12 protein-coding genes and 2 pseudogenes are annotated in these 15,219 nt (G+C 37.1%); 12 read left to right on the top strand and 2 right to left on the bottom strand.

The window, feature by feature from the left end; translation table 11 throughout:
* Positions 1 to 47: 47 nt before the first annotated feature.
* Positions 48 to 1,601 (top strand): ATP-binding protein, encoded by a 1,554-nt coding sequence (locus BQ9893_RS10025; RefSeq protein ID WP_075966101.1) that lies wholly within the window; start codon positions 48 to 50, stop codon positions 1,599 to 1,601.
* 581 nt (positions 1,602 to 2,182) lie between these two features.
* On the opposite strand, the pseudogene BQ9893_RS10020 reads toward BQ9893_RS10025, so the two are convergent.
* A pseudogene (locus BQ9893_RS10020) lies at positions 2,183 to 3,274 on the bottom strand (ATP-binding protein); the annotation flags it as partial.
* A 568-nt stretch (positions 3,275 to 3,842) separates the two neighbouring features.
* On the opposite strand from BQ9893_RS10020, the gene BQ9893_RS10010 reads away from it, so the two are divergent.
* Together BQ9893_RS10010 and BQ9893_RS10005 are read left to right on the top strand one after the other, a co-directional pair.
* On the top strand, positions 3,843 to 4,508 hold the full coding sequence (locus tag BQ9893_RS10010; protein ID WP_208610809.1) for a 6-bladed beta-propeller: 666 nt from the start codon (positions 3,843 to 3,845) through the stop codon (positions 4,506 to 4,508).
* A gap of 469 nt (positions 4,509 to 4,977) precedes the next feature.
* Positions 4,978 to 5,958 carry a TolB-like 6-bladed beta-propeller domain-containing protein gene (locus tag BQ9893_RS10005; protein WP_075965898.1) on the top strand — a complete coding sequence of 327 codons (981 nt, stop codon included), beginning with the start codon at positions 4,978 to 4,980 and terminating at the stop codon, positions 5,956 to 5,958.
* A 234-nt stretch (positions 5,959 to 6,192) separates the two neighbouring features.
* On the opposite strand, the gene BQ9893_RS09995 is transcribed toward BQ9893_RS10005, so the two are convergent.
* Entirely contained in the window at positions 6,193 to 7,248 is a 1,056-nt protein-coding gene (locus BQ9893_RS09995) for a hypothetical protein (RefSeq protein ID WP_075965896.1), read from the bottom strand.
* A gap of 184 nt (positions 7,249 to 7,432) precedes the next feature.
* Here BQ9893_RS09995 and BQ9893_RS09990 point away from each other — a divergent pair, with 184 nt between their 5' ends.
* The 9 genes and pseudogenes from BQ9893_RS09990 to BQ9893_RS09950 all read left to right on the top strand — a co-directional run bounded on the left by BQ9893_RS09990 (position 7,433) and on the right by BQ9893_RS09950 (position 15,119).
* A complete protein-coding gene (locus BQ9893_RS09990; RefSeq protein WP_075965895.1) occupies positions 7,433 to 7,663 on the top strand; it encodes an NVEALA domain-containing protein in 231 nt (76 codons plus the stop codon).
* A 2-nt stretch (positions 7,664 to 7,665) separates the two neighbouring features.
* On the top strand, positions 7,666 to 8,721 hold the full coding sequence (locus tag BQ9893_RS09985) for a BF3164 family lipoprotein (protein ID WP_075965894.1): 1,056 nt from the start codon (positions 7,666 to 7,668) through the stop codon (positions 8,719 to 8,721).
* A gap of 7 nt (positions 8,722 to 8,728) precedes the next feature.
* Positions 8,729 to 9,595, top strand: coding sequence for a DUF1573 domain-containing protein (locus BQ9893_RS09980; RefSeq protein ID WP_075965893.1), 867 nt, complete (start codon positions 8,729 to 8,731; stop codon positions 9,593 to 9,595).
* A gap of 220 nt (positions 9,596 to 9,815) precedes the next feature.
* A pseudogene (locus BQ9893_RS22610) lies at positions 9,816 to 9,920 on the top strand (NVEALA domain-containing protein); the annotation flags it as partial.
* A 183-nt stretch (positions 9,921 to 10,103) separates the two neighbouring features.
* Entirely contained in the window at positions 10,104 to 10,358 is a 255-nt protein-coding gene (locus BQ9893_RS09970; protein WP_075965891.1) for an NVEALA domain-containing protein, read from the top strand.
* A gap of 88 nt (positions 10,359 to 10,446) precedes the next feature.
* Positions 10,447 to 11,427 (top strand): TolB-like 6-bladed beta-propeller domain-containing protein, encoded by a 981-nt coding sequence (locus tag BQ9893_RS09965; RefSeq protein ID WP_139322594.1) that lies wholly within the window; start codon positions 10,447 to 10,449, stop codon positions 11,425 to 11,427.
* A 142-nt stretch (positions 11,428 to 11,569) separates the two neighbouring features.
* Positions 11,570 to 11,839: an NVEALA domain-containing protein gene (locus BQ9893_RS09960; protein WP_081415423.1), complete on the top strand. Its 270-nt coding sequence runs from the start codon at positions 11,570 to 11,572 to the stop codon at positions 11,837 to 11,839.
* A 110-nt stretch (positions 11,840 to 11,949) separates the two neighbouring features.
* Positions 11,950 to 13,053, top strand: a complete 1,104-nt coding sequence (locus BQ9893_RS09955) for a hypothetical protein (protein WP_139322593.1) — start codon at positions 11,950 to 11,952, stop codon at positions 13,051 to 13,053.
* 23 nt (positions 13,054 to 13,076) lie between these two features.
* Positions 13,077 to 15,119, top strand: coding sequence for a discoidin domain-containing protein (locus BQ9893_RS09950; RefSeq protein WP_075965888.1), 2,043 nt, complete (start codon positions 13,077 to 13,079; stop codon positions 15,117 to 15,119).
* Positions 15,120 to 15,219 lie beyond the last annotated feature (100 nt).

Raw genomic sequence — 15,219 nt, 5'->3', positions numbered from 1 at the left:
TTGTATTACAGACTGAATACACTGTTCAAACAGATAAAAAGAACATTATGAACAATAAAATTTATCCGATAGGCGTACAGAATTTTGAAAAACTTCGTACAGGCGGTTATTTCTATATCGATAAAACCGAACTTATTTACCGGATCATCAAAACCGGCAGCTACTATTTTCTGAGCCGCCCCCGCCGCTTCGGGAAAAGTTTGCTCATATCTACGATCGAAGCCTATTTCCAAGGCAAGAAAGAGTTGTTCGAAGGGCTTGCCATGGAAAAGTTGGAAAAAGACTGGATCGAGCATCCGATCCTGCACATGGACTTGAACATCGAGAAATACGATTGCCAGGAAAGCCTCGACAATATGCTTGAGAAAACATTGGCCGGTTGGGAAAGCCTTTATGGAGCCGATCCATCCGAACGTTCTTTCTCCCTCCGTTTTGCAGGAGTCATCGAACGAGCCTGCAAGCAGGCCGGACAGCGCGTCGTAATCCTTGTGGACGAATACGACAAACCTATGTTACAGGCCATCGGCAATGAGGAACTCCAACAATCATTCCGCAACACCCTGAAACCTTTCTACGGTGTTTTGAAAACAATGGACGGCAACATCAAATTCGCAATGCTGACGGGCGTGACAAAATTCGGAAAAATCAGCGTATTCAGCGACCTGAACAACCTGGATGATATTTCCATGCGCGAGCCCTATGTTAATCTATGTGGCGTGTCCGAGCAAGAGATACACGACAACCTGGAAGAAGAGCTCCATGAGTTGGCTAAACTCCAGAACATGACATACGAGGAAACCTGCGCCAAGCTCAAGGAGTATTACGACGGATACCATTTCGTTGAAAACACCATCGGCATATACAATCCGTTCAGCCTGCTACACACGTTCAAATACAATAAATTCGGGAGCTACTGGTTCGAGACCGGCACGCCGTCTTATTTGGTCGAACTGCTGAAACGAAGCCATTATGACCTGGAACGCATGGCAAACGAAGAAACCAATGCGGATGTGCTGAACAGTATCTATGCTGATTCCTTGAACCCGATCCCGGTAATCTATCAAAGCGGCTACCTGACTATTAAAAGTTATGACGAAGAATTCGGAATTTACCGGTTAGGGTTTCCCAATCGCGAAGTAGAAGAAGGCTTTGTTCGGTACCTGATGCCTTTCTATACAAATATAAACAAAGTAGAATCCCCCTTTGAAATACAGAAATTCGTCAGTGAAATCCGTAAGGGCCAACCCGACGCTTTCCTCCAGCGCCTGCAAAGTTTCTTTGCGGACACCCCATACGAACTGGCCCGCCAACTGGAATTGCATTACCAGAATGTACTCTTTATCGTTTTCAAATTGGCAGGCTTTTATACGCAAGTAGAATATCATACAAGCAGCGGGCGTGTCGATTTGGTTTTGAAAACGAGTGACTACATCTATGTGATGGAATTCAAATTGGAAGGGACTGCCCAGGAAGCATTGAAGCAGATTGACGAAAAGCGGTATGCACTCCCGTTTGCCGCCGACTCACGGAAATTATTCAAGATCGGGATAAATTTCAGCAACAAGTTACGGAATATTGAAGAGTGGATTATTGAAGAATGAATCTGATTTCCTATGCCTTATTGTAAATAAAATATTTTTTTACATTTTGGTGTATAAGGTGCAAGGAAGCTTCTCCTATAGGTAAAACGGCGCTTTTTTCATTGATTTACTACTTTTCCTCCGCGACGACCGTCTTCATCGCTATGACAAGGGACTTCATCGCCATGAAGACGGTCGTCACTACCTATGATCTCGGCAACTCACAGCAACGAAGACGGTCGTCGCGGGAAAGTTCTGCGCACCTCACGGGGGAAAAGTGGAAAAAGCTTTTTGGTATATACGGGATGCGAACCGACTTCGTTTGCAAATATTCGATTCTCTGAAAGTTAATCCTTTTCATATTGTCGTTGTTTTGCTGTTTAGGATGACAAAACAGAGTTGGAATATAGACGAACTGCCGGACACATGGTGCTTGCTGTCACCATAAAACAGATCGATTGCACAATGTGTCAGATTAAAATGAAACAATATTCCTGGTGAAATAGAAATAATGACAAAAAGGGGTTATTGTATTATTTTTCAATAATCCATTCTTCAATATTCCGCAACTTATTGCTGAAATTTATCCCGATCTTGAATAATCTATCTAAGCCCTCTTCTACTTCTCGATTTGGAAACCCTAACCGGTAAATTCCGAATTCTTCGTCATACCCCTTGATTGTCAGGTAGCCACTTTGGTAAATGAGTGGAATAGGATTCAAGTCTTCGTAAATACAGTTCAAGACATCCGAACTGGTAACTTCGTTTGCCATGCGCTCCAGGTCGTAATGGCTTCGTTTCAGCAGTTCGACCAAATAGGACGGCGTGCCGGTTTCGAACCAATAGCTACTGAACTTATTATATTTAAATGTATTAAGCAAACTGAACGGATTGTATATGCCGATGGTATTTTCCGCAAAATGATAACCGTCATAATACTCCTTGAGCTTGGCGCAGGTTTCCTCATATGTCATGTTCTGGATTTTTGCCAATTCATGAAGCTCTTCTTCCAAATTGTGGTGTATCTCTTGCTCGGACACACCACATAGATTAACATAGGGCTCACGCATGGAGATGTCATCCAAGTTATTCAGGTCGCTGAATACGCTTATTTTTCCAAACTTGGTCACACCTGTCAACATCGCAAACTGGATATAGCCATCCATTGATTTCAGAACTCCATAGAAAGCTTTTAGAATATTACGGTAAGCCTCCTGCAATTCCGCACACCCGATTGCCTGAAGCAATGGTTTGTCATATTCGTCCACAAGGACCACAACCCGCTGACCGGTCTTTTTATATGCATAGCGAATCACTTGGTAAAAACGCTCTTCCGGTTTACGGTCTCCATACGGACTGCCATACGTCTGTTCCCAAATCTCAAGATATTTGTTCAATTCTTCGTACAAAGACTCCGCCCTGTCGTATTGGCGAGCATTCAAATCCAAATGCAAGACCGGATATTGCGACCAGTCCTTCTCTAATCGCTCTATCGCCAAACCTTCGAATAGCTCTTTCTTTCCTTGAAAATAAGCTTCAATCGTAGATATGAGCAAACTTTTCCCGAAGCGGCGCGGCCGACTCAGGAAATAGTAACGTCCAGACTTGACAAGACGGTAGATAAACTCGGTTTTATCGATATAAAAATAACCGTCTTCTTTTCCTGACATGTTTCTCACAAAAACAAAAAACATACACAGAGCATTCGGCTACCCCTTATTGCCATTTCAACCCTTATTGTACAGTTTGCCTTAATACCCATTAGTCCAAATCGAAACTCTACCGCATCTATTTTGATTTTCTACCCCCTATTTTTCAAAATTCCCTATAGGGTAATATTTTTTAAGAAACAGCTATTTTGATAATTGGCTGGGGAATAGACACATACAGATTTAAGCGTAATTAGGGGAGGATATTGTATTTTCTGTAGTTTCGCTCCCTTGTATCAGTTCCTCTTTTCAGGTTATTATAATCAACCTAATACAGGGATGGTAAAAGGAGGGTACTATAACAAATATATCAAGAATATTTTCAATATCTCCGAATTTGTTGCCATCTGTTTCCAATTGTTGCCAAAATTGTTTCCAAAATTAATTGCATGGCTTAACACAAAGAACTACCTTTACCCAAAACAACGGCAAGCCCCCCTAAGAAAGGAGGTGCATGATGGTAATATAAACCGGACAAAACAGAATGATGCAAGTTCAGTACATCATTTGATTATCTAAAACTATGCGGTACATTTTTCTTATTTTACTTACGATGTCATTATCCTCCTGTTCAGAAAAAGGAAGGATAGTTGCAAATAGATATTTAACACCTGTCGATACTTTGAATGTGGAAATAGGAGCTCCCGGTCTAATAAAGATATTAGGTAATCAACTTTTTGTCGATTATTCATTTTCGGGGGAGTATAATATAGATGTGATAGATATTCAACATGATTCGGTCATGTATTCATTCGCAAAGAAAGGACAAGGTGTAAATGAATTTTTACAAATAATGAATTTGGATATTTTCCAAAGGGAAGGCAATTATTATTTAGGCCTATTCGATAATATGCAAAGAAAATACATCGCTTATTCCATTGATAGCCTCAATAGATGCAAAGAAAAGAGTGTTCCGGATTTCATCAATAAATTAGATTTGAACAGTCGATTTCTGGAGATATATGAAATTGGGCACAAATATGTCGCGACAGGAAGAACGGAGAAAAAATACACCTTGCTGAACGATGATTTGTCTTATAATAATTCATATTGCGATTATCTGACTTGTGAAGGAAGAAAAGATGATGCAATATTATTGTCAAAAGCGAATTATGGCCACTCTTATTTATCTGAAGATAGGAAATTGATGGCAAATGTAGTCTTTATGTCCGGTACAATATATGAATCCGATCCTCAAATCTTAGTATACAAACTATAATCGATAAGAAACGCCATCCAATGGAAAGCACTCCATAACCACCAACTAAATAAACAAGCCAGACTCACACAACTTAATATCATATAAATCTTTTGTTTCATACCAAAAATCCTCCTATTTTATCCTGACTACAGGCTGAGTTTTCTGACAATTTGCTGACATGCATACTATAGATCAGGACGTTACCTACAATTTATCGCCCGCCTTCCTAAAAGCACTTGCCCAAGTCTATTTTATATATACTTTTGCATCAACCTCCTATTGCTATTAAAGAGGTTTTATGAAACAAATATAGGGAAACTAATTTAACAAATAGAATAAACATGAAAAGAAAGACTATTCAATCAGGTATCGTTCTCCTTTGTTCACTGGGAGGTTTGTATTTCTAACCCATCCAGTCAGATAAATATGATTACCAATAATTTTAGTCCTTATTCTATATAAGTCATAATTTTAACAATTAATATATATGAAATATTTATACTATTTATTGATATTTTTTCAATTTTCTTGCCACTATCAAAAAACAGAAAACAAACAAGAAAAGGAATTAGAGGAAAACACAAACTTACTGCGTGCTGAAATATTCTATCCCAATGAAATATTTGATGTCATAAAGATAAGTTCTATTGGTGATTTTTTTGTTATTGCAAGTGTAAAAGCGGATACTTTGATCCATATTTATGGAGATAGTCCTTTAACTTTAAAATCAAGCTTTGGAAAAAAAGGAGAAGGCCCTTTGGATCTGATGTTACCAATTTTATGCAATACAACTTCAGACAAAGCAATCATCGGTGGTTTCGACCGGCTTTCTACGTTTATCACTTACACGTTTGATGGGAATAATTTCGTCTTGCATGAAAAATACAAAATACCACAAAATGGAAACCCCATGAATGATATTGCATTTATAGATTCAACCCGACTTATATTTAATGATATTTTTGATCTACAATTAAAGAGCCTTGATTTAAATAATAATAAGCAAAAACTTTTAAGGAAATTCGAAAAAGATGACCACCGTGAAAGTTTTTTTTATTCAAACAAAGGGCACTTGGCTGTTTCTTCAGAAAGTATGGCTTATGCCTATTCATATAAAGATCAAATAGATTTTATGGATTTAAACGGAAATGTTATTCATGTCGTAAAAAAGGATAACAGAAAACCAAGTATAACAATTGATCCAAATGCCGATAATAAGTATTATTATGCAAATATTTTTGCAACAAAGAATTTTTATTACGCCTTGTATCGCAATAAAACAACAAATGAATTTATCAAAGGGCAATATAAAGGGGATGTGATAGAAGTTTATAATAATGAAGGCACTTTGGTTCGGACTTATTCGTTTGATATTTCACCTATTATCTACGCCGTAGACCAAAACGATAAACGAATGGTCGGGTTTAATGCCCAAAAAGAAGCCCTATTGATATATGATTTACCATGAAATTATATCTAATCTTTTTAATCAATTTATTCAATTCATGTTCCATACCAAAGATTGACAAAATCAGTATAGAGCAAGCTTTGTCCATGTCTGGAGAAAACAGAGGAGAATTGGAAAATATACTGAAACATTATCAGAATAACCCAAAACAGCTAACAGCATCTCAATTTCTAATCAGAAATATGAAATCCTGTTTCTCAGGCTTTTTCAAGATGGTGTATCAGATTAGAAGTATTATTTTTTAACATTTAATCGATAGAATGAACCGGAGTCATTTTCGATTGAGAATTCAGGGAAGGCATTCAGGTCCTCTCGAAGGCGCTTTATAGTTTGTACCATAGATTTCTTTATTGCTCGGTTTAGCATCTTATTTTCCTCTGTCAATTCATCTTCTTCGTTCAGAGGCCGCTTCAACACCTCTTTACAAAAATTGAGATAACTGACAGTATGATCCGGTGCTTCTAAAAAGCAGATAAAAGCAAGTAAACGATTTTTTGTCAAGCAGACTTCACAATTCGGACCTTTTAATCTTCCCGTTTTCTTATTGAAAAAAACATTTGGTGCTATCTCTATCCCCTTCGAAACATCCGAAGAGATCATTACCGGTATGGGTGTAGCAGGATTAACGAATTCCTTATGATCCATCTTTTTGCGCCGTTGCCATATATACATTGAAACAATAATGCACCACAACAAAATCAACCCCCAGATCAAAGGCATCCGGCTAATCAAGTAGGAAGAAGAAAACAAAACATACGCCTGCAGTTCTATTCGTTTCGCATCATGTTTCGGCCCAAACACGACAGGATACAAGGCAATTCCTCTCCGGCATACCGCTTCATTTGAGCAACCGGCCAGGCTATCACCTTGTGAAAAACATACAGCAGTCCGGGCAATTATCCCTTCATCTCTTAATTGCTCTTGATAAATACTGTCGAGGGTAAAGGCGCGATTAGGATTTTTGTAAGTCATGAATAGTTGGAAGCTCCATTCTCTTTTATCAATCAAAGCAAGGCTGTCCGCCTGCTCATTTCTTTCATACAGAACTCTTCCTTTTTCAGTTTCAATAATAACAGAGTCCGACCGGAGCTCGGCTTTTGAATCTCCCCAAAATATTTGTTCGGGTTGCATAAGCGTCTCTTCTTCTTCCACAGACTGCTTAAACAGATAAAAAGCTCTTTGAACTTCTTCCTTTTTTACGTGTACGGCATATCGGTAAGACAAGAACACAATCAATATTGTCAAAAAAACGACAATCGAAAGTATAACGTTCAGTTTATTGATTTTCATTTTGCTTTATTTAATAAAGCAAAGATAATCAAAGGACTCGTTACAAACAATAGGTTAAGGAAATTTTCAATCGTTCAGAATTTGTTGCCAATTGTTGCCAACTGTTGCCAAATTTGTTGCAAAAATCAGTTGCATGGCTTAACACAAAAAACGACCTTTATCCCAACAATAAACAGATACGAAAATGAAAAGGGAAACACTTGTAAAACTTATCTTAGTAACAGGCTGCTTAATGGCAGCATACTGTCTTTCTGGCAACAGGGAAACAACAGATTTAAACAAACTGGCATTCCAGAATATAGAAGCTTTGGCCCAAGGCGAAAATGATGCGGATGCCAATTGCTTTGGTTGCGGTTCGGTCGATTGCCGAGGTCACAAAGTAGAATACAAAATATCAGGTTTAAGTTTAGAATAACCGTGAAATGTTTTGCATACATATTATTAATAGGTATCAGTGCGATAATCTCCTGTACCGATTCCCCCGGTACCCACTATCCCCGATATTCGACTTTTCCCAATGAAAAGGCAATAAGTGCGCGGGTTATCGAACTGGATACTGCTCTTTTCCGCTACCCATTCCGGGTAACGGTTAAAGACAGTATGGCTATTGTAATGGATTTGCATAATGCCGATTACTATTTTCATGCTTTCACATACCCTAATTGGAAACATATCGTTTCTTTCGGAAAACGGGGGGAAGGACCGGAAGAAATGCTTTCGGCCGAAACATTTCAGTTCAACTCCCTCGATTCCATATATGCACTCGATGCAAACAAGATGCAGATCTCACGCTGGGCGATTTCAGCAAAAGACCATTCAGCTACAAGACAGGAAGTGATACAATTAGATAAAAATCTAATCCGTTCATTAGATTTCTGTGCCACAGATTCTTGTTTTCTGATCCCGGACTATTTAGGAGAGTACCGATATTGGCAAGTTGACTACAGTGGTAAACCTATCAGAAGCATCGGTAAAATACCTACCGAAAAAGATTTGGCTTCGGAAATCCGTCCGGCATTAGCACAGGCATGGCGTAGTTTTATTGATTACAACCCGCACAATGGCATATTGGCAATGGTCACCCAATTAGGGGAATCCATTGAAATATACAATACCAAAGAGAATACCCATACCGTATTATACGGTCCGAACGGCGAACCCCGGTTTAAAAGCGTCAAAGGAGAAGGCGTCCCAACCGGAATTATGGGATTCAGTGATATTGTTATCACTGACGAACATATCTATAGCGTATTCCAAGGAATCCGGTTTAAAGACAAATTAGCCTCCTACCAACGAGGTGAAAAGCCGGAAGACGGCGGTCGTTACATTTATGTGTTCGATTTACAAGGAAACCCGTTACAAAAATACATCTTAGACAAACCCATATACGGAATCGATATAAACGAAAAAACAAAAACAATCATCGCCACATGTGTAGAAAGTGATGAACCGATCATGGAATTCAAACTATAACTAAAATATGAAACGATTACTATTCTATATATTATTCCTGTTCCTCTTATCCTCCGCTTGCCAAGATAAGAAGAAAGAACAATTTACCCGCCTGGTCCAGAAATGGCAGGGAAAAGAGATTGTCTTCCCGCAGGATATGGAGTTTACCCGCTTTGTCACAAATCCGGTAGAATACCGGATACCCGATGCTGAATATAAAGTGCTGATTTATGTCGATTCAACAGGTTGCACCAGTTGCAAATTGCAACTGCCGAAATGGAAAGAATTGATCGCCCATGTTGATTCGGCAACAAACAGCAACATTCCGTTTATCTTCGTCTTCCAATCAAAAGACGACCGAGAATTACGATATATCTTAAAACGTGACAACTTCGACCGACCTGTCTGCATTGATCGGGACAGCCGGTTGGACAAGTTGAACCAATTTCCACAAGATATCACTTTCCAGACATTCCTGCTTGACAGGGACAACAAAGTGAAAGTAATCGGCAATCCGGTGCATAACTTGGCGGTTAGGGATTTGTATCTAAAACAGATCACCGGCATACAGGACAAAAAGGTGTTGCCAACGACTCTACTTGAAGCCGAGAAGAGCGAATACGATTTGGGAACGGTTAAAGAAGGAACAACCAAGAAGCAGACGGTCACAGTCCGGAATACCGGGACAAGTGTCTTTAAGTTGAAAGGTATCACCACCTCTTGCGACTGCACCGAAGCGACTTGCGATTGGAAAGAACTGCAACCGGGAGAGAGCGGAACAATCACAATCAGTTATGAAGCGGAACAGCCGGGTGATTTTTACCGGACGGTAGACATTTATGGAAACATCCCGAACAACTCGCTGATGTTGAGTTTTATCGGGACAGTAGAATAAAGCTATTAACGGGAAAAAGAAAGGAGTCTCTGCCTACTGACTCACAAACGTTAGCAGAAACTCCCGGACTTTCCCTCATTCAATAACTAATAAAGAAGGAGGTAACGACAAAAGTAGTAAATTTAAAGTAAAGAACAAAAGGGTTGGGAATCACCTGTTTCGAGAAATGATACCGAACGAAAGAGCCACAATTAATAATAAATAATAAAATAATATCAAAATGGAGAAGAAATTTTTTACCGTAATCGCTTTTGTTACGATCAGCATAGCAGCAAGCTGGAACTACCAGCAGAACAAACAAGAAGTTGAACTGTCTGACTTGTCTTAAAAAAATATCGAGGCTTTAGCACTAGGAGAATGGGGACAAGGAGGAGTATGTTATCAAAATATCCAATACGACCATGTTTTTCCAAACGATTATATTCTATATTGTGGAGAATGTAGATATATTTTAGGCTTTTCATATTGGGATACAAGTTATTGCCTACAATTTTAAAGATAAAGAGTCATGAAGAAATTATTTTTATCAGCATTTATAATTGTTAGTTGTTTTATCAATTCTCACATAAACAAAGATAGATTAGACGACTTGACTTTAGCTAACATAGAAGCATTGGCTCAAGGGGAATCAGGGAATATTACCACGCACTGCTATAAATATATATCAAGTAGCGGATCTGGATTAGGTAATTACATAAGGTATTGTGGAGGATGCCAATTGCTTTATGCGACCAGCTGGAATAATGAAAGTATTTGTTTATAAAGCATTATATAGATAAGGATTATAGTATTGATTACCAATAATTTTAGTCCTTATTCTATATAAGTCATAATTTTAACAGTTAATATATATGAAATATTTATACTATTTATTGATATTTTTTCAATTTTCTTGCCACTATCAAAAAACAGAAAACAAACAAGAAAAGGAATTAGAGGGAAACACAAACTTACTGCGTGCTGAAATATTCTATCCCAATGAAATATTTGATGTCATAAAGATAAGTTCTATTGGTGATTTTTTTGTTATTGCAAGTGTAAAAGCGGATACTTTGATCCATATTTATGGAGATAGTCCTTTAACTTTAAAATCAAGCTTTGGAAAAAAAGGAGAAGGCCCTTTGGATCTGATGTTACCAATTTTATGCAATACAACTTCAGACAAAGCAATCATCGGTGGTTTCGACCGGCTTTCTACGTTTATCACTTACACGTTTGATGGGAATAATTTCGTCTTGCATGAAAAATACAAAATACCACAAAATGGAAACCCCATGAATGATATTGCATTTATAGATTCAACCCGACTTATATTTAATGATATTTTTGATCTACAATTAAAGAGCCTTGATTTAAATAATAATAAGCAAAAACTTTTAAGGAAATTCGAAAAAGATGACCACCGTGAAAGTTTTTTTTATTCAAACAAAGGGCACTTGGCTGTTTCTTCAGAAAGTATGGCTTATGCCTATTCATATAAAGATCAAATAGATTTTATGGATTTAAACGGAAATGTTATTCATGTCGTAAAAAAGGATAACAGAAAACCAAGTATAACAATTGGTCCAAATGCCGATAATAAGTATTATTATGCAAATATTTTTGCAACAAAGAATTTTTATTACGCCTTGTATCGCAATAAAACAACAAATGAATTTATCAAAGGGCAATATAAAGGGGATGTGATAGAAGTTTATAATAATGAAGGCACTTTGGTTCGGACTTATTCGTTTGATATTTCACCTATTATCTACGCCGTAGACCAAAATGATAAACGAATGGTCGGGTTTAATGCCCAAAAAGAAGCCCTATTGATATATGATTTGCCATGAAATTATATCTAATCTTTTTAATCAATTTATTCAATTCATAAAACTTCATGTGCTATGGTTGGGAATCACCTGTCTTGGAAAATGATACCGGGAGAAAGATTCAAAACAAATATAGTATAAACTCCCTAAAAATAAATGTAACATGGGAAAGAAAATTATCGGCGTAATCGCTTTTGCTGCAATCGCCGTAGCAGCAGGCTGGAACTATCAGCAGAACAAACAGAATGTTGAACTATCTGATTTGGCATTGGCCAACATAGAAGCTCTCGCAAGCGGAGAAGAATCTGGAACAGGGAAATGCTACAATTCCATTACGACACAGCCAGGTAGTAAAATTTTATATTGTTCAACTTGTACATATATAGCAGACTCTACCAATTCATGGTTCTCAGGTACAGGGGAGTGTAATTAATATTTTAACTCAAAACATAGGCGGAACAAATAAAAAATATTTGTAAAGAAATAAAGCTAATTACAATTCACTGATATTTATTGAAATACTCTTATTTACATTTTCTTATCATGAAAAAAATATTTTACTTATTCTTTGTTTTTACCATGCTGATAGGTTGCCATGAATCATCCAATCCATCTAAAATCATGGCTTTTGATAAAATCGAATATGTACATTCGTTCCCTAAATCATACACTTTGTCCAATGAAAAATTAGTGGATTGGGATTTGATCGGTATGAAACAATTTCGAATTGTTGATTCCCTCCTAATTGTAAGCACTAATGACAAAAATGGATTTTGGTCTTTCTTTTTAGCAGACGATTTATCCTTTAAAGGATCTTTCATCAAACAAGGGCAAGGACCAAATGAATTTATATATTCTCCCGATATAATAAACTCTTCATTCCAAAGAGAAAAGGATCTATTAATTGCATATATTTATGATTTTCAAACTGGCAGATTGTATAAAATGAATGTTGACGATTCATTTAGTACACAAGAAAACATATTGGAATTGACTAAAGACAACCTTCCTCCGTTTCTTTTTGACTTTGCAATAATAGACGATGGTATTTTTTATTGTAAAGAGATTGCAAACGAACAGACACAACAATTAAGATATATCCTGAATCATGGGGAAAAAGAAACTCCCATAAAGTTTGACCGATTAAACAAAGCTCAAGTAGCCAAAGGAGAGGATTTTAATATTATTTCTTCTATCACCGTTAAACACCCCAAGAAAGATATTATAGTTGAAGCTCCTATCACTTTGAACCAAATCAATCTTTTTTCTTGTATGGGTGAATTACAGAAAACCATTTGCGTTGGCGACAAATTGGATAATATCGGCTCCATAGAAAATAAAATACAATGGATGAGAATTTATACATACGGGGCTGTACGAACATATAATGATTTTTTTGCAGTCCTCCGTATTGGGGATGATAAAAAAACATTTCAAACGACAAGAAAATCACTCCCTATAATCCAACTGTTCAATTGGGAAGGCGAACCTATTGCTGAAATAAAAGTGAATCGTTTCATTACGTCATTCGATTTTGACTTAAGAAATAAATATCTATATACATTAGATGGTCCAACAGATGAATTTTATCGTTATAACATCAGTTCTATTCTAAACGATATAATTCCAAATCTTACAAAAAAGTAAATATTCATCATCTCAAAGAAAAAATGGATCAAAATAAGTTAGTAAGACTTCTTGCACCTCTGCTTTTTTTCCTGTCCTCTTGTAGCGGATACAAAGACCGGGCTTTAACTCATGCATTTAAATTTGCTGATAAAAATGAGCAGCAGTTAAAGTGTGTTTTGGATCAATATCAAGATGCCCCCCAAAAATTTACAGCCTCTTCTTTTCTTATTAAGAATATGCTTGGGAAGCAAACCGTAGATAAGAATTCCATAAAGAAGTCTCAACTTTATTTTGATGCTCTGGCTGATCACTTTGAAATATATGGATGCTACAAAAACAGTGTCCAATATACTATTTGTGATAGCATCGAACGTTTATATCCCAATAGGCAGTCACATCCCCAATATCAGTCAGACCTCCAGCATATATCTGCTGATTTTCTAATCCGCCACATCAACAATTGCTTCCATATATGGCAACAATATCAATGGTGTAAAGACATTGACTTTGAGACATTTTGCAAATACATCCTCCCTTATACAACAAACAACTGTTATTGGGAACAGGCTTCGGATTTCTTTGAACAGAAATATGCAATATTAAGAGATTCCGTTTGCCATAAATCTTATAAAGAGATCGGCAAAATTATTTCTGATGATATAGATAAGACATTCATCCAAAACTGGGGGCTTTTTTCACTAAAGCATAAAGGACTACTTCCCACAACCTTTGAAAATCTTGCAAAAGCGCAGATTGGGACCTGTCTGGAAGCTAATATTTATAAAATCGCAGCATTACGGGCAAACGGCATTCCGGCAGTTTTAAATACTTTCCCCAACTGGGGTAATGCCAATTCCCCCCATTTTTGGACGGAAATAATCGGAGATGAACACATTGAGATATTATACGATAATACCCAAAGGCCATATTTTTCTGATAGTGATATATTGGTCGACAATATATTTTGGAAAAACACCTATAGCCCGGCAGTAAAAGATACACTTTCCAATGTTTCCATACAATACTGTAGAACGATCCCAAAGGTATACAGGATTAATTATGAGATACAACAAAACAGCCTGGCTCTCAAGGCAAAAGAGGATATTCCTGATTTCTTTAAAAATCCAGGGATAGAGGACATTACAGACAAATACATCGTATGCAAGGACATCAAAATCCCTCTATGGAACGAGAAACACGAAAAAGAATATGTCTATTTATGCTGTTACGACAATGGCAATTGGATTCCGGTATGTTGGAGCATTCCAAGAAAAAAGCAGGCCTTATTTACAAAAGTCGGAGTGAATGTGCTTTACTTACCGGCTTATTACAAAAACGGAGTAATTTTTCCGGCAGGAGATGCTTTTATTATCAAAGAGAATGGAGAATTAAACTATTTTTCACAAGATACTGATAAAAAGAAAATGTCTGCAACTTTCTACTCAAAAATGCCATACCGCCAGCATACGGCATTGCAAGCTGCAGGGACAATCGGAACCCGTTTTTCTGTTTGCAATAATAAAGATTTATCTGACAGTCTACATGTATATACGATTGAGAAACTGCCTTTTTATGAAGACAGTTTCAAGATTCAGACAAACATGAAATACCGCTATTTGGTTTGTGATTTTCAAAATACGCCGGATTTTCAGGATTCCTATTCCATTGCAGAAATAAAAATATTCGGAGAGAACCGACAATTGCTGGAAGGTAAACTGACAGGAACAAAAGGAATAAGTGACAATAAACTCGAAAACGTTATCGATGGAGACAGAGTCACATTCTATCAACCTGATAGAGCGGAGAAACGACAATATATCGTTTTCGACTTCGGTAAACCTTATACAATTGAAAAAGTCGAGTTTTACCCAAGGAGCGATGACAATAGAATTGTTACGGGAGAATTATATGAATTATTCTATTGGGACAAGAAATGGATTTCATTAGGTCGGCAATATGGTAAAGAGAACAGACTGCTGTTTCATAGCATACCCCAAAATGCTTTATTCCGTATTCATAATCATACACGAGGAAAAGAGCATAGGCCATTTACTTATGAAAACGGCAAACAGGTGTGGTGGTAATTAATAAAGAAGGAGATAACGGTAAAAGTAATAAATTGGGAGTTAAAGAATAAAAAGGTTGGGAATCACCTGTTCCGACTCCCTAAAAATGATTGTTGCA

The organism is Parabacteroides massiliensis (assembly GCF_900155425.1).
Taxonomy (GTDB): Bacteria; Bacteroidota; Bacteroidia; order Bacteroidales; family Tannerellaceae; genus Parabacteroides; species Parabacteroides massiliensis.
The sequence above is the reverse complement of the archived record's forward strand: the minus strand, read 5'-3'. Positions and strand labels throughout refer to the sequence as shown.